The 23,666-nt window shown below is 70.3% G+C and carries 22 protein-coding genes; 12 read left to right on the top strand and 10 right to left on the bottom strand.

Annotated features, from left to right (window positions below; genetic code table 11):
• Positions 1 to 71 precede the first annotated feature (71 nt).
• From OHS16_RS11235 to OHS16_RS11225, 3 genes are all read right to left on the bottom strand, one after another.
• A complete protein-coding gene (locus tag OHS16_RS11235) occupies positions 72 to 1,703 on the bottom strand; it encodes a phospho-sugar mutase (protein WP_328537047.1) in 1,632 nt (543 codons plus the stop codon).
• A gap of 43 nt (positions 1,704 to 1,746) precedes the next feature.
• A complete protein-coding gene (locus tag OHS16_RS11230) occupies positions 1,747 to 2,568 on the bottom strand; it encodes a purine-nucleoside phosphorylase (RefSeq protein WP_328537046.1) in 822 nt (273 codons plus the stop codon).
• Between the two features lie 243 nt (positions 2,569 to 2,811).
• Positions 2,812 to 3,249: a gamma-glutamylcyclotransferase gene (locus OHS16_RS11225; protein WP_328537045.1), complete on the bottom strand. Its 438-nt coding sequence runs from the start codon at positions 3,247 to 3,249 to the stop codon at positions 2,812 to 2,814.
• Positions 3,250 to 3,450: 201 nt separating this feature from the next.
• Here OHS16_RS11225 and OHS16_RS11220 point away from each other — a divergent pair, with 201 nt between their 5' ends.
• Together OHS16_RS11220 and OHS16_RS11215 are read left to right on the top strand one after the other, a co-directional pair.
• Positions 3,451 to 4,890, top strand: a complete 1,440-nt coding sequence (locus OHS16_RS11220) for an NAD(P)H-quinone dehydrogenase (protein WP_328537044.1) — start codon at positions 3,451 to 3,453, stop codon at positions 4,888 to 4,890.
• Between the two features lie 121 nt (positions 4,891 to 5,011).
• Positions 5,012 to 5,989, top strand: a complete 978-nt coding sequence (locus tag OHS16_RS11215; RefSeq protein ID WP_328537043.1) for a DeoR/GlpR family DNA-binding transcription regulator — start codon at positions 5,012 to 5,014, stop codon at positions 5,987 to 5,989.
• A 73-nt stretch (positions 5,990 to 6,062) separates the two neighbouring features.
• On the opposite strand, the gene OHS16_RS11210 is transcribed toward OHS16_RS11215, so the two are convergent.
• Positions 6,063 to 7,826 carry an acetyl/propionyl/methylcrotonyl-CoA carboxylase subunit alpha gene (locus tag OHS16_RS11210; RefSeq protein ID WP_328540801.1) on the bottom strand — a complete coding sequence of 588 codons (1,764 nt, stop codon included), beginning with the start codon at positions 7,824 to 7,826 and terminating at the stop codon, positions 6,063 to 6,065.
• Positions 7,827 to 8,249: 423 nt separating this feature from the next.
• Between OHS16_RS11210 and OHS16_RS11205 the strand changes: the two genes are divergently transcribed.
• A complete protein-coding gene (locus tag OHS16_RS11205) occupies positions 8,250 to 8,717 on the top strand; it encodes a hypothetical protein (protein ID WP_328537042.1) in 468 nt (155 codons plus the stop codon).
• A gap of 140 nt (positions 8,718 to 8,857) precedes the next feature.
• Here OHS16_RS11205 and OHS16_RS11200 read toward each other — a convergent pair whose 3' ends face one another.
• The 3 genes from OHS16_RS11200 to OHS16_RS11190 form a co-directional block, all read right to left on the bottom strand.
• On the bottom strand, positions 8,858 to 9,460 hold the full coding sequence (locus OHS16_RS11200) for a Maf family protein (RefSeq protein ID WP_328537041.1): 603 nt from the start codon (positions 9,458 to 9,460) through the stop codon (positions 8,858 to 8,860).
• 37 nt (positions 9,461 to 9,497) lie between these two features.
• Positions 9,498 to 9,626 carry a morphogenic membrane protein MmpB gene (mmpB, locus tag OHS16_RS11195; RefSeq protein WP_328537040.1) on the bottom strand — a complete coding sequence of 43 codons (129 nt, stop codon included), beginning with the start codon at positions 9,624 to 9,626 and terminating at the stop codon, positions 9,498 to 9,500.
• A 71-nt stretch (positions 9,627 to 9,697) separates the two neighbouring features.
• The gene (locus OHS16_RS11190; protein WP_443042595.1) at positions 9,698 to 10,336 is read right to left on the bottom strand and encodes a TetR/AcrR family transcriptional regulator; all 639 of its coding nucleotides are present in this window, start codon (positions 10,334 to 10,336) and stop codon (positions 9,698 to 9,700) included.
• An 84-nt stretch (positions 10,337 to 10,420) separates the two neighbouring features.
• Between OHS16_RS11190 and OHS16_RS11185 the strand changes: the two genes are divergently transcribed.
• On the top strand, positions 10,421 to 11,680 hold the full coding sequence (locus tag OHS16_RS11185; RefSeq protein WP_443042594.1) for an SGNH/GDSL hydrolase family protein: 1,260 nt from the start codon (positions 10,421 to 10,423) through the stop codon (positions 11,678 to 11,680).
• Positions 11,681 to 11,816: 136 nt separating this feature from the next.
• Here the strand turns inward: OHS16_RS11185 and OHS16_RS11180 are convergent, their stop codons facing one another.
• Positions 11,817 to 12,023, bottom strand: coding sequence for an acyl-CoA carboxylase epsilon subunit (locus OHS16_RS11180; RefSeq protein WP_328537039.1), 207 nt, complete (start codon positions 12,021 to 12,023; stop codon positions 11,817 to 11,819).
• 32 nt (positions 12,024 to 12,055) lie between these two features.
• Positions 12,056 to 13,639 (bottom strand): acyl-CoA carboxylase subunit beta, encoded by a 1,584-nt coding sequence (locus tag OHS16_RS11175; protein WP_328537038.1) that lies wholly within the window; start codon positions 13,637 to 13,639, stop codon positions 12,056 to 12,058.
• Positions 13,640 to 13,777: 138 nt separating this feature from the next.
• Between OHS16_RS11175 and OHS16_RS11170 the strand changes: the two genes are divergently transcribed.
• The 5 genes from OHS16_RS11170 to hutH all read left to right on the top strand — a co-directional run bounded on the left by OHS16_RS11170 (position 13,778) and on the right by hutH (position 19,737).
• The gene (locus OHS16_RS11170; RefSeq protein WP_328537037.1) at positions 13,778 to 14,629 is read left to right on the top strand and encodes a biotin--[acetyl-CoA-carboxylase] ligase; all 852 of its coding nucleotides are present in this window, start codon (positions 13,778 to 13,780) and stop codon (positions 14,627 to 14,629) included.
• 155 nt (positions 14,630 to 14,784) lie between these two features.
• Positions 14,785 to 15,933, top strand: a complete 1,149-nt coding sequence (locus OHS16_RS11165; protein ID WP_328537036.1) for an adenylate/guanylate cyclase domain-containing protein — start codon at positions 14,785 to 14,787, stop codon at positions 15,931 to 15,933.
• 114 nt (positions 15,934 to 16,047) lie between these two features.
• The gene (locus OHS16_RS11160; RefSeq protein ID WP_328537035.1) at positions 16,048 to 16,863 is read left to right on the top strand and encodes an enoyl-CoA hydratase/isomerase family protein; all 816 of its coding nucleotides are present in this window, start codon (positions 16,048 to 16,050) and stop codon (positions 16,861 to 16,863) included.
• Between the two features lie 83 nt (positions 16,864 to 16,946).
• Positions 16,947 to 18,077 carry a GGDEF domain-containing protein gene (locus OHS16_RS11155; RefSeq protein ID WP_328537034.1) on the top strand — a complete coding sequence of 377 codons (1,131 nt, stop codon included), beginning with the start codon at positions 16,947 to 16,949 and terminating at the stop codon, positions 18,075 to 18,077.
• A 121-nt stretch (positions 18,078 to 18,198) separates the two neighbouring features.
• Positions 18,199 to 19,737, top strand: a complete 1,539-nt coding sequence (hutH, locus tag OHS16_RS11150) for a histidine ammonia-lyase (RefSeq protein WP_328540798.1) — start codon at positions 18,199 to 18,201, stop codon at positions 19,735 to 19,737.
• A 61-nt stretch (positions 19,738 to 19,798) separates the two neighbouring features.
• Here the strand turns inward: hutH and OHS16_RS11145 are convergent, their stop codons facing one another.
• Positions 19,799 to 20,059, bottom strand: a complete 261-nt coding sequence (locus tag OHS16_RS11145) for a hypothetical protein (protein WP_328537033.1) — start codon at positions 20,057 to 20,059, stop codon at positions 19,799 to 19,801.
• A 111-nt stretch (positions 20,060 to 20,170) separates the two neighbouring features.
• On the opposite strand from OHS16_RS11145, the gene OHS16_RS11140 reads away from it, so the two are divergent.
• From OHS16_RS11140 to OHS16_RS11130, 3 genes are all read left to right on the top strand, one after another.
• Positions 20,171 to 20,524: a hypothetical protein gene (locus OHS16_RS11140; protein ID WP_328537032.1), complete on the top strand. Its 354-nt coding sequence runs from the start codon at positions 20,171 to 20,173 to the stop codon at positions 20,522 to 20,524.
• A 203-nt stretch (positions 20,525 to 20,727) separates the two neighbouring features.
• Positions 20,728 to 22,002, top strand: coding sequence for a L,D-transpeptidase (locus OHS16_RS11135; RefSeq protein ID WP_328537031.1), 1,275 nt, complete (start codon positions 20,728 to 20,730; stop codon positions 22,000 to 22,002).
• A gap of 158 nt (positions 22,003 to 22,160) precedes the next feature.
• Positions 22,161 to 23,633, top strand: coding sequence for an ABC transporter permease (locus OHS16_RS11130; protein ID WP_328537030.1), 1,473 nt, complete (start codon positions 22,161 to 22,163; stop codon positions 23,631 to 23,633).
• The last annotated feature ends 33 nt before the right edge of the window (positions 23,634 to 23,666 follow it).

Raw genomic sequence — 23,666 nt, 5'->3', positions numbered from 1 at the left:
GGCCCCGATTGTGCCTGACGCCCCGGCCGGGTGACACGTCCCGGGCCCTCGGTTCCTGCGGCCGGCGGCGGTCACAGCCCGGCGGCCCGGGAGAGATCCGCCTTGATGGCCTCGAGCAGCGCCTTCGCTTCGGTGCGGGCCGCGGGGACCGCGCTGATCGTGTCCACCGGGAGCACGACCTCCAGATAGCACTTGATCTTGGGTTCGGTGCCGCTCGGACGGACTATCACCCTGGCCCCCTCCAGCCGGTAGCGCAGCCCGTCGGTGGGTGGCAGCTGCGCCGTGCCCCGGCCGAGGTCCTCGGCGGACGTGACCGGCAGACCACCGAGCACGGTGGGCGGCTGGGCGCGCAGCCGTCGCATCGCGTCCGCGATGAGCGACAGATCGTCGACCCGGGCGGAGAGCTGGTCGGTGGCGTGCAGGCCGTGCTGGACGGCGAGTTCGTCGAGCAGGTCGGGGAGCGTACGGCCATCGGCCTTGAGTGCGGAAGCCAGCTCGGCGATCAGCAGCGCGGCGGTGATGCCGTCCTTGTCGCGCACGCCCTGAGGGTCGACGCAGTAGCCGAGGGCTTCCTCGTAGCCGTACCGCAGTCCTTCGACGCGCGAGATCCACTTGAAGCCGGTCAGTGTCTCCTCGTACCCGAGCCCGGCGGCGCCGGCGATCCGGCCCAGCAGCGACGAGGACACGATCGACTCGGCGAAGGTGCCGGTGACACCCCGGCGGACCAGGTGGGCGGCCAGCAGGGCGCCCACCTCGTCACCGCTGAGCATCCGCCAGTCGCCGTCGTGCGGGACGGCCACCGCACACCGGTCGGCGTCCGGGTCGTTGGCGATGATGATGTCCGGCGCGGCGCGGCGGGCCGTCGCGAAGGCGAGGTCCATCGCGCCCGGCTCCTCCGGGTTCGGGAACGCGACGGTCGGGAAGGCGGGGTCCGGCTCCGCCTGTTCGGCGACCAGCACAGGTGCGGGGAAACCGGCCCGGGCGAAGGCGGCGACCAGGGTGTCCTTGCCGACACCGTGCAAGGCCGTGTAGACGACCCGGGCGGTGCGGGGGGAGCCCGCGGTCAGTACGGCATCCGTACGGGCCAGATAGGCCTCCAGGACGTCGTCCTTCAGGACCTCCCACCCGCTGTCCGGGCGCGGTACGTCGGCCAGGCTCCGCACCGCGTCGATGGCGGCCGCGATCTCGCCGTCCGCCGGGGGCACGATCTGGGAGCCGTCGCCCAGATAGACCTTGTAGCCGTTGTCGCGCGGCGGGTTGTGACTCGCGGTGACCTCGACGCCGGCGACGGCGCCCAGATGACGGATGGCGAAGGCGAGCACCGGGGTGGGCAGCGGGCAGGGGAGCACCGCGGCGCGCAGGCCCGCGCCGGTCATCACGGCCGCGGTGTCACGGGCGAAGTCGGCGGACTTGTAGCGGGCGTCGTAGCCGACGACGACCAGGCCGCCGGCCTGCCCCTCGGCCTTCAGGTAGGCCGCGAGCCCCGCCGCCGCCCGGATGACGACGCTCCTGTTCATCCGCATCGGACCCGCACCGAGCTCGCCGCGGAGGCCGGCGGTGCCGAACTGGAGGGTGCCGCTGAACCGTGCGGTCAGCTCGTCCATGTCCTCGGCTGCGATGAGCCCGGCGAGTTCGTCGCGGGTCTCCGGGTCGGGGTCCTCGGCCTGCCAGGCCATGGCCCGCTGGATGAGGTTCTGCTGCACGGTGGTCTGCCTCTCGGTCCTGTTGTTCGGCGGGGCGGGCGGGTCAGATGCGCTCGAGCACCCGCTTCAGCAGCGCACCCATCCGGGCGGCCGAGTCCCGGCCGGCCTGGAGAACTTCCTCGTGGTTCAGCGGCTCGCCGGTGAGTCCTGCCGCCAGGTTCGTCACCAGGGAGATGCCGAGAACCTCCGCGCCCGCCTCCCGGGCGGCGATCGCCTCGAGGACGGTGGACATGCCGACCAGATCGCCGCCCAGCACCCGGACCATGCCGATCTCGGCGGGGGTCTCGTAGTGCGGGCCGGGGAACTGCACGTACACACCCTCCTCCAGCGTCTCGTCGACCTCCTTGCACAGGGCGCGCAGCCGCGGCGAGTAGAGGTCGGTGAGATCGACGAAGTTGGCGCCGATGATCGGCGAGGTGGCCGTCAGGTTGATGTGGTCGCTGATCAGGACCGGCTGGCCGGGGCGCATCCCGGGGCGGAGACCGCCGCAGCCGTTCGTCAGGACGACCGTCTTGCAGCCGGCGGCGACGGCGGTGCGGACGCCGTGCGAGACCGCCGCGACACCGCGGCCCTCGTAGAAGTGGGTCCGGCCGAGGAAGACCAGCGCACGCTTCCCCCCGATCACGTACGAGCGGACCCTGCCGCCGTGGCCCTCGACCGCGGGCGGCGGGAATCCTGGCAGTTCGGTGACGGCGAAGTCGGCCTCGGGTGTCCCGAGTGCGTCGACGGCCGGCGCCCAGCCGGAGCCCATCACGAGGGCGACGTCATGGGTCTCGGCGCCGGTGAGTTCTCGCAGACGCGTGGCGGCGGCGTCGGCGGCGGCGTGCGGGTCGCCCTGGATGTCCGGATCAACTGAATCGTTCACGCCGATGAGGGTAACCGCTCATTCCCTACGCGCGTAGATGTCTCAGCGACGGAGTCCGGATCGTTGTCTTGTCGTTTTCGACGAACGACCGGGGTCCGGTGCCCCGCCGGCCGCCGGTGCCGCGGTCGGCCATGGTCACCACCGCCCACCGGCGGACACTGTCCGCCACGGCGCCGGGCCGTGGGGGAGAAGCGGCGGCGTCCGGCCGGAGCCGCGGGGCGGACGGGACTTCCCGGGCACGGCCTAGCAGGGCCGCTTGCGCAGTTCCATCACATAGTCGTGCGGCGCCCCGGCGGATTCGGCGGCGTCGGCCAGCTCGCCCAGGTAGCGCGCGGAGGGCAGCCCGCCCTCGTACCCGTTGAGCACGTAGATCCAGGTGGGCTCCTCGCCCTCCAGGGTGTCCACCCTGACCCGCATCCGGCGGTAGATGTCGAGACCGACACCTTCCCAGCGGTCCATCGAGTCCTCGTCCATCGGGGCGATGTCGTAGAGCGCCACGAAGACCTGGGAGCGCGGGGCCTCCACGACGGTGGCGAGGGCACCTTCCCAGCCCATCTGCTCCCCGCCGAAGGTCAGCCGCCAGCCGTTGAGCCAGCCGGTGCCGCGCAGCGGAGAGTGCGGGGCGCGGCGGGACATCAGCCGCGCGTCGAGGTTGCCGGCGTACGCGGCGTAGAGCGACATGGTGTCGAGGGTACGACAGTGGCATTTCCCGGTCCGGTCCTTCCCGCGGCGGAGGTGGGGCAAAACCCGGGGGAGCCCCGGGGGTGAAGCTTCTTGAGGAGTGCGGGACAATGAAGCACGTACTGCATTCCCCGGGGCACCCCCCGGACCCCCGGCCGGGGCGGCAGTGCGGCCGGGGTGACAACGCGAGGCGGATTTTTCGTGACCCGGATCGTGATCATCGGCGGCGGACCCGGCGGCTATGAGGCTGCCCTGGTGGGCGCCCAGCTCGGCGCGGAGGTGACCGTCGTCGACTGCGACGGTCTCGGCGGGGCATCCGTGCTCACCGACTGCGTACCGTCCAAGACCCTGATCGCCACGGCCGAGGTGATGACGACCTTCGACTCTTCGTACGAGGAGTTGGGCATCATCGTCGCCGACGACACCCCGCCGCTCGAGCAGGCGGCCAGGGTGGTCGGTGTGGACCTCGGCAAGGTGAACCGACGGGTGAAGCGTCTCGCGCTCGCCCAGTCCCACGACATCACCGCGTCGGTGACCCGGGCCGGCGCCCGGGTCATGCGCGGCCGCGGCAGGCTCGACGGCCGGCAGGCCATGGACGGCTCCCGCAAGGTGATCGTCACGGCCGCCGACGGCACCGAGGAGACCCTGACCGCCGACGCCGTGCTGCTGGCGACCGGCGGTCACCCGAGGGAGATCCCGGACGCGCTGCCCGACGGCGAGCGGATCCTGAACTGGACGCAGGTGTACGACCTGGACGAGCTCCCCGCAGAGCTCATCGTGGTCGGTTCCGGTGTCACCGGTGCGGAGTTCGCCGGCGCCTATCAGGCGCTGGGATCGCGCGTCACCCTGGTGTCCAGCCGTGACCGGGTGCTTCCGGGCGAGGACCCGGACGCGGCAGCCGTCCTGGAGGACGTCTTCCGCCGCCGCGGCATGAACGTCATGTCCCGTTCCCGTGCCGCGAGTGCCAAGAGGGTGGGCGACCGTGTCGAGGTGACGCTGGCCGACGGCCGGGTCATCTCGGGCACGCACTGCCTGATGGCGGTCGGCGCCATCCCCAACAGCGCGGGCATGGGCCTGGAGGAGGCCGGGGTCCGGCTGAAGGACTCGGGTCATATCTGGACCGACAAGGTCTCCCGGACGAGCGCACCCGGTGTCTATGCCGCGGGGGACGTCACCGGGATCTTCGCCCTTGCCTCGGTCGCCGCGATGCAGGGTCGCATCGCGATGTACCACTTCCTCGGCGACGCGGTGCAGCCGCTGAACCTCAAGACCGTCTCGTCGAACGTGTTCACCGACCCGGAGATCGCGACCGTCGGCTACAGCCAGTCGGACGTCGACTCCGGCAAGATCGTCGCCCGCGCGGTGAAGCTCCCGCTGCTGCGCAACCCGCGCGCCAAGATGCAGGGCATCCGGGACGGGTTCGTCAAGATCTTCTGCCGCCCCGGCACCGGCATCGTGGTCGGCGGTGTGGTCGTCGCCCCCCGGGCGAGCGAGCTGATCCATCCCATCTCGATCGCTGTCGACAACAACCTGACGGTCGAACAGATCGCCAACACGTTCACCGTGTACCCGTCGCTTTCGGGTTCGATCGCGGAGGTGGCGCGGCAGTTGCACACCCGTAAGGCGGCGGGCGAGGCCTGACGGAGCGGGGCGGTGGGTGAGTACGCCCCGTATACCACCCACTGACCCAATCTGTGCACAACTTCTGTTATCCGGCGCAAAATGCTGAGAACTATCGGCCGGTCAGGTTACTGTCAGTTTCGTGTTCGCTGCTGAACGTCGCCAATTGATCCTTGAAATGGTGCGCGCCAATGGGGCCGTGTCGCTCCGTGAGCTCGCCCGTGTCGTCCAGACCTCCGAAGTGACCGTACGGCGGGACGTGCGGGCACTGGAGGCAGAAGGACTCCTCGACCGCCGGCACGGCGGTGCGGTACTGCCGGGCGGTTTTACGCGAGAGTCCGGCTTTCCGCAGAAATCCCATCTCGCGACCGCGGAGAAGACGGCCATCGCCGACCTCGCCGCGGGCCTCGTCGAAGAGGGCGAGGCCATCGTGGTCGGCGCCGGGACGACCACGCAGGAGCTGGCCCGCCGGCTCGCGAGGGTCCCAGGACTGACCGTCGTCACCAACTCCCTTCTGGTGGCCCAGGCGCTGGCCCATGCCAACCGGGTCGAGGTGGTGATGACCGGAGGCACCCTGCGCGGTTCCAACTACGCGCTGGTGGGCAGTGGTGCGGAGCAGTCCCTCCAGGGGCTCCGGGTGTCCCGTGCCTTTCTCTCCGGAAGCGGTCTCACCGCGGAGCGCGGCCTCTCCACGTCCAACATGCTCTCGGCGAGCGTCGACCGGGCACTGGTGCAGGCCGCGGCGGAAGTGGTGGTCCTGGCCGATCACACCAAGCTCGGCACCGACACCATGTTCCAGACCGTGCCGACCGACGTGATCACGCGCCTGGTCACCGACGAGCCACCCGCGCAGGACGACCGCGCCGCAACGGAGTTGCAGGCACTGGCCGACCAGGGCGTGCAGATCGCGGTGGCCGGCTCGTCCGCCGGTCCGGGCGGCTCGGTCGCTCCGGGCGACAGCACGCAGGGTCGCCAGTCCCGCCGTGAGATGCCGCTCCCCGGCCAGCGGCGCACTCACCTGCCCGGCGGCGCACCGCAGTTGCGCAGCACCGCATCGGCTCCGATGGTCGAGCAGCCGGCGGGCGAGCGGGCGCGAGTGGCCGAAATGCGCCGCAGATAGCAGCCGTTGTACGCGGATGGGCCCCGCCGGAACGATCCGGCGGGGCCCATCCGTACGACATCCGCGAGGTGCGTCAGTCCTTGATCTCGCAGATCAGTGCGCCGGATGTGACGGAGGCGCCGACTTCGGCGGTGAGGCCCTTGACGGTGCCGGAGCGGTGCGCGTTGAGCGGCTGCTCCATCTTCATCGCCTCGAGGACCACGACCAGGTCGCCCTCCTTGACCTCTTGGCCCTCCTCGACCGCGATCTTGACGATCGTGCCCTGCATCGGTGACGAGAGGGAGTCGCCCGAAGCGGCGGAGCCGGCCTTCTTCGCGGCCCGGCGCTTGGGCTTCGCACCGGCGGCCAGACCGGTACGGGCCAGCGACATGCCGAGCGACGACGGCAGCGAGACCTCGAGCCGCTTGCCGCCGACCTCGACCACGATGGTCTCGCGGCCCGCCTCGTCCTCGTCGGCGTCCGCCGGAACGGTCGCGAAGGCCGGGATCTCGTTGACGAACTCGGTCTCGATCCAACGGGTGTGCACCCGGAAGGGCGTCCCGTCCTGCGGGGCGAACGCCGGGTCGGCGACAACCGCGCGGTGGAAGGGAATGGCGGTGGCCATGCCCTCCACCTGGAACTCGTTCAGTGCCCGCGCGGCACGCTGGAGCGCCTGCTCGCGGGTGGCGCCGGTGATGACCAACTTGGCGAGCAGCGAGTCCCAGGCCGGGCCGATGACCGATCCGGACTCCACACCCGCGTCCAGGCGGACACCGGGACCGGTCGGCGGCGCGAAGGTGGTGACCGTACCGGGAGCGGGGAGGAAGCCGCGGCCCGGGTCCTCGCCGTTGATACGGAACTCGAAAGAGTGACCGCGCAGCTCCGGGTCGCCGTAACCCAGTTCCTCGCCGTCGGCGATCCGGAACATCTCCCGGACCAGGTCGATGCCGGAGACCTCTTCGGTGACCGGGTGCTCCACCTGCAGACGGGTGTTGACCTCCAGGAAGGAGATCGTCCCGTCCACGCCGACCAGGAACTCCACGGTGCCCGCACCGACGTATCCGGCCTCCTTGAGGATGGCCTTGGACGCGGCGTACAGCTCGGCGTTCTGCGCCTCGCTGAGATAGGGCGCGGGAGCCTCCTCCACCAGCTTCTGATGGCGGCGCTGCAGCGAGCAGTCACGGGTCGAGACGACCACCACGTTGCCGTGGCTGTCCGCCAGGCACTGGGTCTCGACGTGCCGCGGCTTGTCGAGGTAACGCTCCACGAAGCACTCACCCCGCCCGAAGGCGGCGACGGCCTCACGGACCGCGGAGTCGTAGAGCTCCGGGATCTCCTCGAGCGTACGGGCGACCTTCAGGCCGCGACCGCCGCCGCCGAAGGCCGCCTTGATGGCGATCGGCAGACCGTTCTCCTCGGCGAAGGTCACGACCTCGGCCGAACCGCCCACCGGGTCCGGTGTGCCGGCCACCAGGGGCGCGCCGGCGCGCTGCGCGATATGGCGGGCGGCGACCTTGTCACCCAGGTCGCGGATTGCCTGCGGCGGCGGGCCGATCCAGGTCAGCCCGGCGTCCAGGACGGCCTGGGCGAATTCGGCGTTCTCCGAGAGGAAGCCGTAACCCGGGTGGATGGCATCGGCCTCCGCGTCCTTCGCGGCCTGGAGCACCTTGGCCATGTCCAGGTAACTGGCGGCCGGGGTGTCACCGCCCAGAGCGAATGCCTCGTCGGCCGCGCGTACGTGCAGAGCGTCCCGGTCCGGATCGGCGTAGACCGCTACGCTCGCGATTCCGGCATCACGGCAGGCCCGTGCGACGCGGACAGCGATTTCGCCACGGTTGGCGATGAGCACCTTGCGCACGATGGCTCCCTCCTTGCTGTGTTTGCCCCGCTCACACCCGAGCAGGGTGACTCGGCAGGTCATCGTGCCGAAGAGTTCGCTGAAACATGCTGAGTTTAGGGACTGTCGACACCGCGTTTCGACCTGTTCCCATGGGTGAGCTTCCCCACACAGGGTGTTATCCGATCTTCGCTCAAGTGCGAAGTCCCTTGTCGCACCACGGTGAGGAGGGTTCCCGGAACCCACAGTAGCTCCGGTATGTGGCCTAGGTCTCTGTCACTCGAGCCATCCGCGACCGCGGTTTCTTTGTGGAGTCCCTACGACTTGGCGGAGGATTCTTTGCGATGAGCCCAGACCCCTTGTCCCGGTGCATACCCATGAGTAGCCTGCGCGGTGTCGTACGTACTTGCGGTAACGGGCGTTAATCAACCGGGGGGTGGGGTCATGGCGCGCAGACCAGTGGCCTTTGTGGCTGCGATTGTCCTCTTTCTGGAGGCCTTCGGTATCGCCTTCGTGAACCTGGTGCTCGGCAAGGTCGCCGACAATCAGCACATGTCCCTGGCGGGCATGGACTCCGGGGCGATAGCCAACGGCGCGTGGGCAGCCGGTGCCGTATTCGGCCTGTACCTCCTGCTGTGCGCGTACTTCCTGCTGCGCACCGGCATCAAGGACCGCGCTCCGGGCCGCTTCGGCAAGATCCTGCTGATCACCTGTGCTGTGGTGCACGGAGTGCTGGGAGCCCTGACGGTGGGTCTGGTCGGCTGGCCGGCCTTCGTCCTGATGATGATCGTGCTGGCGCTGATCGTATGGACCCTGGTGGCCTACGACAGGGAACGGCCGGTGCCCGCGGTGGCCGATGTGCCGCCCGGCGAGACCGGCCCCGGAGGGAACGGCGCGCCCGCGGCGGCCTGACCCTCCCGCGGCCTGACCCTCCCGCGGTCCGGCAGTCCCGCTGTCGGGTACCCGCGTGGTCCGGTGCCCGCCCCGCCCGGCATGTCCGTGGTCCGGCATGACCGCGGCCCGCCTGGCCCCTGCCGGGGCGGCGCCCCGGCTCAGACCCACAAGTCGATGATCGGAACACCCAGTTCGGCCAGCAGCGTGCGCAGCAGCGGCAGCGAGAGGCCGATGACATTGCCGTGACTGCCCTCGATGGAGTCGATGAACGGCGCCGAGCGGCCGTCCAGGGTGAAGGAGCCCGCCACGTGCAGCGGTTCGCCGCTGGCCACGTAGGCGGCGATCTCGGCGTCCGTCGGTTCGCCGAACCGGACCGTCGTGGAGGCGGTGGCGGAGGACCGGCGGCCGGTGACCGTGTCGATGACGCAGTGGCCGGTCTGCAGGACGCCCGAGCGGCCGCGCATGGACTTCCAGCGAGTGGTGGCCTCGCCGGCGTCCGCGGGCTTGCCCAGGGCCTCTCCGTCGAGCTCCAGCACGGAGTCGCATCCGATGACCAGGGCTCCCGATGCCTCCGGCCGCGCGGCCACGGAGGACGCCTTGGCCTCGGCCAGAACGAGCGCCAGTTCGGCGGGGGTCGGCGCGCTGATGGCGTCCTCGTCCACACCGCTGACGATCACCTCGGGTGCCAGTCCGGCGGCTCGGAGCAGGCCGAGACGGGCCGGGGACGCGGAACCGAGCACGAGTCGGCGCTGAGCAGTCATGGCGTCATCGTAGGGCGCGCCCTGAACGGTGTACGCATCAGTTCAGGCCCAGGACCACCATGGCAAGGACCATCGCGAGCGCGAGCAGAAGCCCCGCCCTGCGCAGCATCGCCTGCACGTCGCGCAGTTCCTTGGGGGGTTTGTCCTCGGGGTCGGACCACAGCATGCATCCGATGGTGCGGCGGGAGCGGCCCGAACGCCTGAGTACGGGTACTCAGGAAGCCGGTTGCCGCGGACTCATCGGGCTTCCGGGTCCGCTGCGTACGCCCCGGCTCGCGCTGCCGCCAGCGCGGCTGTGGCGGCGCGGTCCGCATCGGCCGTCCGGAGCGGTTCATGGCTGATGGCGAACCGGTAGTAGAGCGGAGACGACACGGCCCTGATCACCTCGGCGGCCACGGTGTCCGCGGGGAGCTCACCGCGGGCCACCGCCCGCTCCACGCAGGGTGTCCAGGCCCGGACGCGGGCCGCGTAGAAGCCGTTGAGGGCGATCGCGCACTGCGTGTCGCACGTCGCCGCAGCGATCACCGCCCGGAACACGGGGCCCATGCGGGGATCGGTGAGCGTCTCCAGGACGAGGTTGGCGTTGGCGCGCAGGTCGCCTTCGACGGTGCCGGTGTCCGCGGCCGGGACCGACTGCTCCGCCATGTCGCGCAACAGGTCGGTGACCAGGCCGATCGGGGATCCCCAGCGACGGTAGACGGTGGTCTTGCCGACGCCCGCGGCGGCGGCGACCCGATCCATGGTGAGGTCCTGGAAGCCCTGTCCGACCAGGGCCTCCTGAGTGGCCGCCAGTACGGCGGCACGGACCTTGGCGGTGCGGCCGCCGGGTCGCAGCGTGCCGGGTGGGACCTGCGGATCCGTATTCAAATGGGTCACCTGTTCCGTTAGTGCGCCGGACTCTGTTACGGTCGTCCTATCCTAACGGAACTCAAGACCCGTTACCGACTCTAGGAGTTCGCCGTGAAGCTGTTCCGCAGGCAGTCCTCCGCCGCCGCGCTCACCGTCGCCCTCGGTCTGGTCCTGTCGGCCGCCACTCCGCACGGGGCGGCCACCGCCACCAGGACCGCGCAGGGCGTCGGCTGGACGGCGGCCTGGGCCGCGTCTCCGCAGCTCCCCAGTACCGGCTTCACGCCCAACTGGTCCCAGGAGGGCTTCTCGCACCAGACCGTCCGCCAGGTCGTGCGGGTGACCGAGGGGGGTGACCTCGCCCGCATCCGGCTCTCCAACACCTACGGCACCTCGCCCCTCACCATCACCGGAGCCACCGTCGCCCGGACGGAGAAGGGCGCGGCGGTGCGCAAGGAAACGGTCCGCGGTCTCACCTTCGCCGGGCGGCGCACTGCCGTCGTCCCGGCGCACGGTGAGCTGCGCAGCGACGCTGCCCGGCTGCGTCTGCGGCGGCTGGGATCGGTGACCGTCACGCTCTATCTGGCGGGTACGACCGGGCCCGCGACCTACCATGCCCAGGGCTTCACCGACACCTACCGGGCCGCGGGGGATCACCGCGCCGACGGTCCGGGTGCGGCGTTCACGGACCGCACCCGGTCCTGGTACTACCTCTCAGGTGTCGATGTGGGCGGCGGCGGGAAGGCGGTCCGCGATCGCGGGGTGGTCCTCTTCGGGGATTCCATCACCGACGGATACGGTTCCACCCCCGGCGCCGACCGCCGCTACCCGGATGATCTGGCGGAGCTGACCCGCCGCCCCGTGCTCAACGCGGGCATCGGCGGGAACCTCCTCCTCAACGACTCGGCCTGGTACGGGGAGCGTGCCACCGCTCGCTTCGGCCGCGACGCGCTCGGCCGGCCGGGCGTCTCCACCGTCGCCGTGCTGCAGGGGGTCAATGACATCGGGTTCAGCGAAACCGGTGATCAGCCCACCTACAAGCCGGCGCCTGTGGTGTCGGCCGGTGAAGTCATCGCCGGCTACCGGCAGTTGATTCACCAGGCGCACGCGCGCGGACTGCGGATCATCGGCTCGACCCTGCTCCCGCTCAAGGGCTCCGACCACTGGGGAGCGCATGCGGCGAAGGCGAGTGACGCGATCAACCACTGGATCCGGACGTCGGGGGAGTTCGACGGATACGCCGACTTCGACCGGGCCCTGGCCGACCCGGCCGACGCCGACCGGATCGGCTCCGGCTACGACTCCGGTGACCATCTGCACCCCAACGACGCCGGCTACCGGGTGATGGCCGCCACGCTGGCCGAGCTGATGTGAGTCCGGCGCGCCGGAGCCCGGACCGGGCAGCGGACAGCCCTTCGCCCCGACGTACCGCGACGGGGCGAAGGGCGATTCGGGAGCCGGATCCGGAGCATCCCTGCCCCGGGTCCGGCCCCGCCGTGGTGTCCGGCCGCTATCCGGGCCAGTAGGTCCGCGCCCAGGTCCGCGGCCCCGGCCGGGCTATCCGGTGGCGGGCGATACGCGCCGGGTCGGACCATTCCTCGGGCGGCAGGGGCGCGCCGGACGGCGCGGAAGCCGCCGCCGCGGCGCGCGCCCGGACCACCGCCAGAGCGGCGGCCAGCTCCTCGGGGGTCGGGTTGCCCCGTACGACCTTGATCATCGTCGAGCCCTTTCTGGAGTTACTTCGGTGGCCTAGAGGGGGATGTTGCCGTGCTTCTTCGGAGGGAGGGATTCCCGCTTCGAGCGCAGCTGACGCAACCCGCGCACAATGTGCCGCCGGGTCTCCGACGGCATGATCACCGCGTCGACGTAGCCGCGCTCGGCCGCCACGTACGGATTGAGCAGCGTGTCCTCGTAGTCGGAGATCAGCCCGGCACGGGTGGCCTCCGCGTCGTCGGCGGCGGCGATCGTACGGCGGTGCAGGATGTTGACCGCGCCCTGCGCGCCCATCACCGCGATCTGCGCGGTCGGCCAGGCGACGTTGAGGTCGGCACCCAGGTGCTTGGAGCCCATCACGTCGTAGGCGCCGCCGAACGCCTTGCGGGTGATGACCGTGATCAGCGGCACGGTGGCCTCCGCGTAGGCGAAGATGAGCTTGGCGCCGCGGCGGATGATGCCGCCGTATTCCTGGTCCACACCGGGCAGGAAGCCCGGCACGTCGACGAAGGTGATGACCGGGACGTTGAACGCGTCACAGGTGCGGACGAAGCGTGCCGCCTTCTCCGACGCGTCGATGTCCAGGCAGCCCGCGAACTGCATCGGCTGGTTGGCGACGATCCCGACCGGATGCCCCTCGACCCGGCCGAAGCCGGTGATGATGTTCGGCGCGAACAGAGCCTGGGTCTCCAGGAACTCGCTCTCGTCCAGGACATGTTCGATCGCGGTGTGCATGTCGTACGGCTGGTTCGCCGAGTCCGGGATGAGGCTGTCGAGCTCCCGGTCCTCGTCCGAGGTCTCCAGGTCCGCCTCGTCCGGGAAGGCCGGCGCCTCGGAGAGATTGTTCGAAGGCAGATAGGAGAGCAGCGATTTGACGTACTCGATCGCGTCCTTCTCGTCGCCCGCCATGTGGTGCGCGACACCGGACGTCGTGTTGTGCGTCCGGGCCCCGCCCAGCTCCTCGAAGCCCACGTCCTCGCCGGTGACGGTCTTGATCACGTCGGGCCCTGTGATGAACATGTGCGACGTCTGGTCGACCATCACCGTGAAGTCGGTGATCGCGGGGGAGTACACCGCGCCGCCCGCGCACGGGCCGACGATCAGGCTGATCTGCGGAATGACGCCCGAGGCGTGGACGTTGCGGCGGAAGATCTCGGCGAACAGACCGAGCGCCACCACACCCTCCTGGATGCGGGCGCCGCCACCGTCGTTGATGCCGATGATCGGACAGCCCGTCTTCATGGCGAAGTCCATGACTTTGACGATCTTCTCGCCGTAGACCTCGCCGAGCGAACCGCCGAAGATCGTGAAGTCCTGCGAGTACACGCACACCGGGCGGCCGTCGACCGTGCCGTAGCCGGTGACGACACCATCGCCGTACGGCCGGTTCTTCTCGATGCCGAAGTTCGTCGAGCGGTGCCGGGCGAACTCGTCCAGCTCGACGAAGGAACCCTCGTCGAGCAGCAGTTCCACTCGCTCACGGGCCGTCAGCTTGCCCTTGGCGTGCTGCTTCTCGACCGCGCGTGCGGAGCCGGCGTGTGTCGCCTCTTCAATACGGTGCTGAAGGTCCGCGAGCTTCCCCGCGGTGGTGTGGACGTTGATCGCTTCCGGCTCGGACATCGGGATGCGGCTCCCTGGCTGCTCAGGCGTCGGTCGGGGGATATTGCGGGTCTGGGGTCGGTCTTGCTACTGACACGTAGCGTATCGGCGCTGGTGCGCCTCGGCAGTGCGTCGTTTGCCACACCTAATCTGGGTTGCATGACGCCATCGGATGTACCTGACAATCGCTGGTCGGACCTGGAGCGCCCGCCGCTGAACGCCACGGCGCTGCGCCGCGCGCTGCTGCGACCCGGTTCGCTGTGGACCTCGCTCGATGTCGTTCAGAGCACCGGATCCACCAACTCCGACCTGGCGGCGCGGGCCGCGGACCTCGATGAGGGCGCGGTACTCGTTGCCGAGGAACAGACCGCGGGACGTGGCCGGCTCGACCGGAGGTGGTCGGCGCCCGCGCGCTCCGGCCTCTTCTTCTCCGTGGTCCTGAAGCCGGGGCCGCGGGTGCCGGTCGAGCGCTGGGGGTGGCTGCCGCTGCTCACCGGGGTCGCCGTGGCCACCGGTCTCTCCCGCTCCGCCGGTGTCGACACCGCTCTGAAATGGCCGAACGACCTGCTGGTCACGGTCGGCGGCGACGAGCGCAAGGCGGGCGGCATCCTCGCCGAGCGGGCCGGCGACGACGCCGTGGTGGTCGGCATCGGCCTCAACGTCTCACTCGGCGCCGACGAGCTCCCGGTCCCCACGGCCGGATCGCTGGCCCTCGCCGGCGCGGTCTCCACCGACCGCGACACCCTGCTGCGGGCCGTACTGCGCTCGCTGGCGCAGTGGTACGGGGACTGGCGTGCCGCGGACGGCGATCCGGTCGCCTCCGGCCTCCAGGAGACGTACGCCGCCGGGTGCTCGACGCTGGGACGTACCGTGCGGGCGGAACTGCCCGGCGACACGTCGCTGACCGGGGAAGCGGTCGCTGTGGACGGTGACGGCAGGCTGGTCCTGGCCACCCGGCAGGGTGTTCAGCCGGTCGGCGCAGGCGACATCGTGCATCTGCGACCCGTCTGAGCCCGCCGCCGCAGGCATCCGACGAGGCCGAACCCGCATCGGCACAGTGAGCTACGGCACACCTGCCGTATGGTTGAGGCGATCCGTGGCAGATCGGCACGCCAGGACATCCAGATCGGCAGGGCAGTGCGCAGGGAATGGGCAGGAGGCGGCAGGTGACCGTCGACGACATCTCGTCCGGCTCGGGCGAGGAGCAGCCCCCTTTTTCGCCCTATCCCACCCCGCATCACCAGGTCGACCACACGGCGGAACCGAGTGATGATCCGCTGGCCATCCGGCTCGAGCAGCTGATCCTGGGCGCCGACCGCCGTTACACCCCGTTCCAGGCAGCCCGCACGGCCGGTGTCTCGATGGAGCTGGCCTCCCGCTTCTGGCGGGCCATGGGCTTCGCCGACATCGGTCAGGCCAAGGCGCTCACCGAGGCGGACGTTCTGGCCCTGCGCCGCCTCGCGGGTCTGGTGGAGGCCGGTCTGCTGAGCGAGCCGATGGCCGTGCAGGTCGCCCGGTCCACCGGTCAGACCACCGCCCGGCTCGCCGAATGGCAGATCGACTCCTTCCTGGCCGGTCTCACCGAACCCCCCGAGCCGGGGATGACCCGCACCGAGGTCACCTATCCGCTGGTCGAACTGCTGCTGCCGGAGCTCGAGGAGTTTCTGCGCTACGTGTGGCGGCGCCAGCTCGCCGCTGCGACCGGGCGGGTCGTGCAGGCCGCGGACGACGAGGAGATGGTGGACCGCCGCCTCGCCGTCGGCTTCGCCGATCTGGTCGGATTCACCCGGCTGACCCGCCGCCTGGAGGAGGAGGAGCTCGGAGAGCTGGTCGAGGCGTTCGAGACGACCTGCGCCGATCTGGTCGCCGCGCATGGCGGCCGGCTGATCAAGACCCTCGGCGACGAGGTGCTCTACGCGGCCGACGACGCGGGCACGGCCGCCGAGATCGCCCTGCGGCTGATAGAGACCATGAGCAACGACGTGACCATGCCGGAGCTGCGGGTCGGTATCGCCTTCGGGACCGTCACGACCCGGATGGGCGACGTGTTCGGCACCACCGTCAACCTGGCCAGCAGGCTCACGTCGATCGCGCCCAAGGACACCGTCCTGGTGGACGGGGCGTTGGCCGAGGAGCTGGGGCGTACGGGCGAGGCGCCGGTCTCCGAGTCGGAGGCCGCTGCGGAGGCCGAACGGGCCGAGAAGAGCGGTGACGAGCCGCCCTCGTACCGCTTCGCGCTGCAGCCGATGTGGCAGCGGCCGGTGCGTGGCCTCGGAGTGGTCGAGCCCTGGCTGCTCACCCGGCGGGGCAGCTGAGGCCGCGCTGCCCGGCACCACCGGCTGACGGAGACCGTCATGGCCGACCGGCGCCGTGGCGGGCGGTGTTCGCCCCATGGCGAGCGCTGCCGGCCATGGCACTAGGGTGCGCGGATGACCCAAGAGATCTCAGATACTGAACAGTCCGGCCGGCGGTTCGGGGAGTTCGTCGCGGTACGGCGCCACGGCGCCGTCGCCGAGCTGGTCCTGGACCGGCCCAAGGCGATGAACGCGGTGTCCACCGAAATGGCCCGTTCCATCGCGGCGGCGTGTGACGCGCTGTCGGCCGACGCGGCGGTACGGACCGTGGTGGTCACCTCCACCCACGACCGGGCCTTCTGCGTGGGCGCCGACCTCAAGGAGCGCAACTCCTTCACCGACGCCGAACTGGTGCGGCAGCGGCCGACCGCACGGGCCGCCTACACCGGCGTACTGGAGCTGCCCATGCCCACCATCGCCGCGGTGCACGGGTTCGCGCTCGGTGGCGGTTTCGAGCTGGCGCTCGCCTGCGATCTGATCGTCGCCGACCCGACGGCCGTGGTCGGCCTGCCCGAGGTGTCGGTGGGCGTGATCCCGGGGGGCGGGGGCACTCAGCTGCTGCCGCGCCGGGTGGGGGCGGCCCGCGCCGCCGAGCTGGTGTTCACCGCGCGGCGGGTCGAAGCGGTGGAGGCGCGCGAACTGGGGCTGGTGGACATCCTGGCCGACGACGCCCGGGGCGAGGCGCTGGAGCTGGCGGCCAGGATCGCGGCGAACTCACCGGTCGGGCTGCGTGCGGCGAAGCGGGCGCTGCGGCTTGGCCACGGGCTCGATCTGCGGGCAGGTCTGGAGATCGAGGACGCGGCTTGGCGGTCGGTGGCGTTCTCCGGCGACCGGGCCGAGGGTGTCGCGGCCTTCAACGAGAAGCGGAAGCCGCAGTGGCCGGGGGAGTAGCCACGGGGGTGATCGTGTCCGGCGTGTCACAGTCTGTGACGCATAACTGCTCAAAAGCCTTGAAACGTCTCTAAGCTGGAGTTATGGCTGACGATGTGCGGCTCAGGGCCGTGGTGACGCTCGCGCAGGCGATGGCCTCGGCGCCCTCCGCCCGTGCGTCGTGGCGCGCGGCCACGCGGGGGGCGTGCGACGCGCTCGGCGGCAGCTTCGGCGCGCTGTCGGTCTGGGAGCGGGAACTCGGCCTGCTCAAGGTGCTGGCCAATGTCGGCGAACGGGCCGAGGGGGAGGACGAATTCCCCGAGGGCGAGACCTACCCCGTGAACCACTTCCCCGAGATCGCGGAGTTCCTGCACGAGCGCTGGGCGAACGGTGGTGAGCCCAATGCCTGGGTGGAGACCGCTGAGGGGCCCGCCGTGGGCTCGGCGGGCTACTGCCATCAGCGGGTGGCGGCGCTCCGCAAGCGGGGCAGGGGGAGCTGTGTGGTCGCCCCGATAGTGCTGCACGGCCGTGCCTGGGGAGAGCTCTATGTCGCGAGACCGATCGGGGTGCCCGCCTTCGACCGTGCCGACGCGGACTTCGCGACCGTGCTCGCCGCCGTGGTGGCGGCGGGGCTGGCCCAGTCCGAGCGTCTCGAGGAGGTCAGGAGGCTGGCCTTCACCGACCCGCTGACCGGTCTCGCCAACCGGCGCGCGGTCGACTCGGGTCTTGACAGGGCGGTGGAGCGTTACCGGACCGACGGCACGGTGGTCAGCCTGGTGGTCTGTGACCTCAACGGCCTGAAGCGGGTCAACGACACCCATGGGCATGCGGTGGGCGATCATCTGCTTGAACGTTTCGGCTCGTTGCTCTCGGTGTGCGGCGCGATGCTCCCCGGCACGCTGGCCGCCCGGCTGGGCGGCGACGAGTTCTGTCTCCTCTCCGTCGGCCCCGGCTCCGACGAGGTGATCCGGGTCGCGGAGCAGCTCTGTGAGCGGGCGGGGGAGCTGGATCTGGGCGAGGGGGTGGCCTGCGGGGTGGCCTCCACCGGAGATCCCATCGGGCCCCTGCGCTCGGCCCGCCGTCTCTTCCGGCTGGCGGACGCGGCGCAGTACCGGGCCAAGGCGGCCCGTTCGGCGAAACCGGTGGTGGCCGGGCGGGACGGGGCGGTGATTCCGCTCGCGGACACCCCGTCGCCCGGTGCGGACCGGCGTCGTATACGGGGTAAACGGGACTGACCGCCGGGATACGGGCCGGGGTCGGGCGCAGGCGTCCGGCCCGTATCCCGGCGGTAAGGGGCGAGACCGGTACTCAGTAGTGACAGTTCGAGTTTCAATCCGTACGCTCCTGAATATGGATATGCACACAGTCGTGGTGGGGACCTCCGGCACCACCCCCCAGGACGTCCTGGACGTCGCCCGCCGCAACGCACGCGTCGAGCTCTCCGCGGACGCCCTCACCGCACTCGCGGCCGCCCGCGGAATCGTGGACGCCCTCGCCGCCAAGCCCGAGCCGGTGTACGGCGTCTCCACCGGGTTCGGGGCACTCGCATCCCGGCACATCGGCCCCGAGCTGCGGGCACAGCTGCAGCGCAACATCGTGCGCTCGCACGCCGCGGGCATGGGCCCGCGGGTCGAGCGGGAGGTCGTGCGGGCGCTGATGTTCCTGCGGCTGAAGACGGTCTGCTCGGGGCACACCGGTGTACGGCCCGAGGTCGCGCAGACCATGGCCGACGTGCTCAACGCGGGCATCACCCCGGTGGTGCACGAGTACGGATCGCTCGGCTGCTCCGGTGACCTGGCGCCGCTGTCGCACTGTGCGCTGGCCCTGATGGGCGAGGGTGATGCGGAAGGCCCTGACGGCATCGTCAAGCCGGCCGGCGAACTGCTGGCCGCCGCCGGGATCACCCCGGTCGAGCTGCGCGAGAAGGAGGGCCTGGCCCTGCTCAACGGGACCGACGGCATGCTCGGCATGCTCGTCATGGCGCTCGCCGACCTCCAGCGGCTCTACACATCGGCGGACATCACCGCGGCCCTCACCCTGGAGGCCCTGCTCGGCACCGAGAAGGTCCTCGCTCCCGAGCTGCATGCCATCCGTCCGCACCCCGGCCAGGCCGCCGCGGCGGCCAACATGCTGAAGGTGCTGGCGGGTTCCGGACTCACCGGGCACCACCAGGACGACGCCCCCCGGGTGCAGGACGCGTACTCCGTGCGCTGTGCGCCGCAGGTCGCTGGCGCGGGCCGGGACACCCTGGCGCACGCCAGTACCGTCGCCGAGCGGGAGCTGGCGTCCGCTGTCGACAACCCTGTGGTGCTGCCGGACGGACGCGTCGAGTCCAACGGCAACTTCCACGGCGCACCGGTCGCCTATGTGCTCGACTTCCTCGCCATCGCCGCCGCCGACCTCGGATCCATCACCGAACGCCGTACCGACCGGCTGCTGGACAAGAACCGGTCGCACGGTCTGCCACCGTTCCTGGCCGGCGACGCCGGTGTCGACTCCGGGCTGATGATCGCGCAGTACACCCAGGCCGCCCTGGTCAGTGAGATGAAGCGGCTCGCGGTCCCGGCGTCGGCCGATTCGATTCCGTCCTCCGCGATGCAGGAGGACCATGTCTCGATGGGCTGGTCGGCCGCGCGCAAGCTGCGCACCGCCGTCGACAACCTGACCCGGATCGTCGCCATCGAGCTGTACACCGCAACCCGCGCCATTGAACTGCGCGAGGGCCTGACGCCCGCGCCTGCGAGCACCGCGGTGATCGAGGCGGTACGCAAGGCGGGTGTCGAGGGCCCGGGACCCGACCGCTTCCTCGCGCCCGATCTGGCCGCGGCTGACGCCTTCGTCCGGGACGGCAGCCTGGTCCGGGCCGCGGAGAGTGTGACCGGCACGCTCGGCTGACCGCGCGAAGGACCGTCACCACGAGGGCCGCGGCGGGTGTCTGCCCGTGGCGGCCCTCCGTTCAGCCGGCGGGCGTCCGGCGCTTCGCCGCGATGGCCGCGGACGCCGCCCCGAGTCCCAGGAACACCGTCCCACCGGTGATCCAGTGCGTGCCGTCCAGCGAGTCACCGGCCTGCGACAGCGCGGACCGGTGCTGTTCGGCGCCGGGTGCGGGCGTGTCCGGTCTCGGGCTGTCCGTCGCGTTCGCCGATGGGACGAACCACAGGGCGCAGAGGAACACGCCCGCCGCGGTGGCGGTCAACAGTGGTCGGCGAGCTGACACAGGTTCGATCTCCCTTGCGGCAAACGCGAATTGGCTCCCTGTCCGCAGATGTTAGTAAAAGCAGCGGGTCATAGGAAAGCCGTGGAGGCCAAGAGCCTTACGCTCCGTGTCATGGCGGACAAGGAAACAACCCGATTTGTTCACCTGACGGTTGAATTGGTGGTGGAGGTGCACGACAACACGGCGCTGTCCGGGGCAGCACTCGAACGCATCGCGGAAGATGCCGAGAACGGGCCGGGCGTGCTGGGCGAGGATCGGACGCATGCCGGGACGCCGGCCGGGGAAGACCCGGCGGAGGCCCTGGCGTATCTGGTGGACCCGCTCGACCTGGTCGCCGGTGTGCCGGGGGTCGAGCTCGTGCAGGCGGGCTGGTCGTGCGAACGGATCGACTACGATCCGGATGCACTGGAATGGGACCTGGACGAGGAAGACGGTCCCGTGAACGGCACGGAGACGACCCCGTAACTCCGTTGTGTCACCAGCGGGATACGGAGGGGCGGGGCCTGGGCGCGGCAGCGGGTCCCGGGTCGGGCGGGCCGTCATCGTGAGTGTTGTTTCGCACATCTTCGGCGGATGTGGAACCGAGACTCCGCTGAAGATGTTCTTAGTTGTGCAGGGAGCCGCTGCCAAGGCGCCCTGAACGGGGATTTTCGGGGTATACGGCAACGATGGAGAAGCGTGTGATGACGGACGGTAAGCGGCGCAGGAGCCTGATGGCCGCGTCCGCACTGCTCGGCGGCGTACTTGTGCTGTCGGCCTGCAGCGGTGGTGGGAGCGACGACAAGGGCGGCGGTGCGGACGGTACGAAGAAGTCCTCGCAGAGCTCGGTCGACGAGGCCGCGGCGAAGGACACATCGGCCGCCCGAATAGCGATCACCCCCAAAAACGGTGCCGACAACGCCTCCATCAACAAGGGCACGAAGGTCACGGTCAGTGCGGGCAAGCTGACCCAGGTGTCGATGACCACCGCATCCGGCACCGCGGTCAAGGGCACCATCGCGGCCGACGGCAGCAGCTGGCAGCCGGACGCTCAGCTGGACCGCTCCACCTCGTACAAGATCACCGCGACCGCCGAGGACAGCAAGGGCCGCCAGGCGCACGAGAACTCCTCGTTCACCACGGTCTCGCCCGCGCACAGCTTCATCGGCAACTTCACCCCCGAGGACGGCTCGACCGTCGGCGTGGGCATGCCGGTCTCGATCAACTTCGACAAGGCCATCACCAACAAGAAGGCCGTCGAGGACGCCATCAAGGTGACGTCGAGCAGCGGCCAGGAAGTTGTCGGCCACTGGTTCAGCGCGACCCGGCTGGATCTCCGTCCGGACCAGTACTGGACCGAGGGCTCGACGGTCACCATGAAGCTGGCCCTGGACGGCGTCGAGGGCGCGAGCGGTGTCACCGGTGTCCAGGACAAGACCGTCAGCTTCAAGATCGGCCGTAACCAGGTCTCGGTGGTGGACGCCGCGGCGCACACCATGAAGGTGATGCAGGACGGCAAGGTCGTCAAGACCATCCCGATCTCGGCCGGTGCCCCGGAGCACACCACGTACAACGGCCAGATGGTGATCTCCGAGAAGTACAAGCAGACCCGGATGGACGGCTCGACGGTCGGTTTCACCAACTCGGACGGCAAGGGCGAGTACGACATCAAGGACGTTCCGCACGCCATGCGGCTGTCCAGCTCCGGCACCTTCATCCACGGCAACTACTGGGGTGCCAAGTCGGTCTTCGGCTCCGCGAACACCAGCCACGGATGTGTCGGGCTCTCCGACACCAAGGGTGCCAACGACCCCAACACCTCGGCCGCGTGGTTCTACAACCACTCGCTGATCGGTGACGTGGTCGTCGTCAAGAACTCCAAGGACAAGCAGATCCAGCCGGACAACGGCCTCAACGGCTGGAACCTGAACTGGTCGGCCTGGAAGGCCGGTTCCGCCGCCTGATCCACCGGGCGGACGCCCATTTCGACCCCGTACGGCAGCGGCCGGTCCGCCAGGAGACCTCCTGGCGGACCGGCCGCTGCCGTGTGTCCGGCGTTCTTCTCATCCAGCTCTCACACGGGCCTTATCCCGTCATCACCGTCGGTACCTAGCTTCACCTCATGTTCTTCACCTACCTCCGGCGCGAGCTGCGCCGCCGCAGAAAGGCGGCGCTCGTCGTCGCCTCGGGGCTCGCCCTCGGTATTGCGCTGGTCATCGTCGTCAGCTCGGTCTCCTCCGGGATGGGCCAGGCCCAGGACAAGGTCCTTCAATCGCTGTACGGCCTCGGTACGGACATGACCGTCACCAAGGCCGAAGCCCCGGCGGGCACCACCGGCGGTAACGCCCGGCCGAAATTCCAGTTCGGCGCGAAGGGCAACAGCGACGACAGCAAGCAGAGCAGCGACCGGGTGATGGTCCAGGGCTTCCAGACCCTGGCCTCCACCACGGTCACCAAGGTGGGCACCCAGAACGGCGTATCCGCCGCGGTGGGCGGGCTGAGCCTCAACGTCCTGAAAGTCAACGGGCAGTTCAAGCGCGGCGAGTTCAAGCAGACGCCGGGCAGCGGCAGCACGGGCGGCCGGCGGGGCGGCGGCACCGGGGCGCCGCAGGGCGAGGTCCAGGGCGGCGGAGCCGACTTCGACGTCGACTCCTACACCGTGTACGGCACCGACGTCAGTCATCTCGGCCTCGGCCCGCTGACCTCATCGAAGATCACCTCGGGGCGCAGCTTCACGGCGTCGGAGACCAACGCCAAGGTCGCCGTGGCCGACGCCTCCTACGCCAAGAAGAAGAAGCTCAAGGTGGGCGGCACCGTCACGGTGCACAGCGTCGTCTACAAGATCGTCGGCATCGCCACCCCCGACAGCGGTGAGGCCGCCGCCAACCTCTACCTCCCGCTGAAGCAGGCGCAGACGCTGGCCGACGCCAGGAACAAGGTCACCACGGTCTATGTGAAGGCCGCCGACTCGAAGAAGATCTCCAGCGTCAAGTCGACCATCCAGAAGAACATCTCGGGCACCACGGTCACCACATCCGCCGACCTGGCGGACACCGTGTCGGGTTCGCTCTCCACCGCGTCGAACCTCGCCACCAACGTCGGCAAGTGGCTGTCCATCGCGGTTCTGGTCGCCGCGTTCCTGGTGGCGGGTCTGCTCACCTCATCGGCGGTCAGCCGCCGGGTGCGGGAGTTCGGCACCCTCAAGGCGCTCGGCTGGAAGAGCGGCCGGGTCACCCGCCAGGTCGTCGGCGAGGCCCTGGTCAACGGGCTGCTCGGCGGCGTGCTCGGGATCGCGCTCGGCCTGGCCGGCGCGTACGCCGTGACCGCCGTCAGCCCGACCCTCACGGCCTCCGTCGGCTCCGCGACCGGCAGTGGACGTGGCGGCTTCGGTGGCTTCGGCGGCGGCCCCGGCGGCGGACCTGGCAGGCAGACCGCTGCCAAGGCCCTGGACATCGCCCTCACCGCGCCGGTCTCCGTCACCACCATCGGCACGGCTGTGGCCCTGGCCGTGGCGGGCGGGCTCATCGCGGGTGGCTTCGGCGGCTGGCGCGCCTCCCGGCTGCGCCCCGCGGACGCCCTGCGCCGCGTCGAGTAGTGCTGCCAGCCATCAGCCACCATCCGCACAGCA

It is taken from the genome of Streptomyces sp. NBC_00344 (assembly GCF_036088315.1).
Classification (GTDB): Bacteria; Actinomycetota; Actinomycetes; order Streptomycetales; family Streptomycetaceae; genus Streptomyces.
The sequence above is the reverse complement of the archived record's forward strand: the minus strand, read 5'-3'. Positions and strand labels throughout refer to the sequence as shown.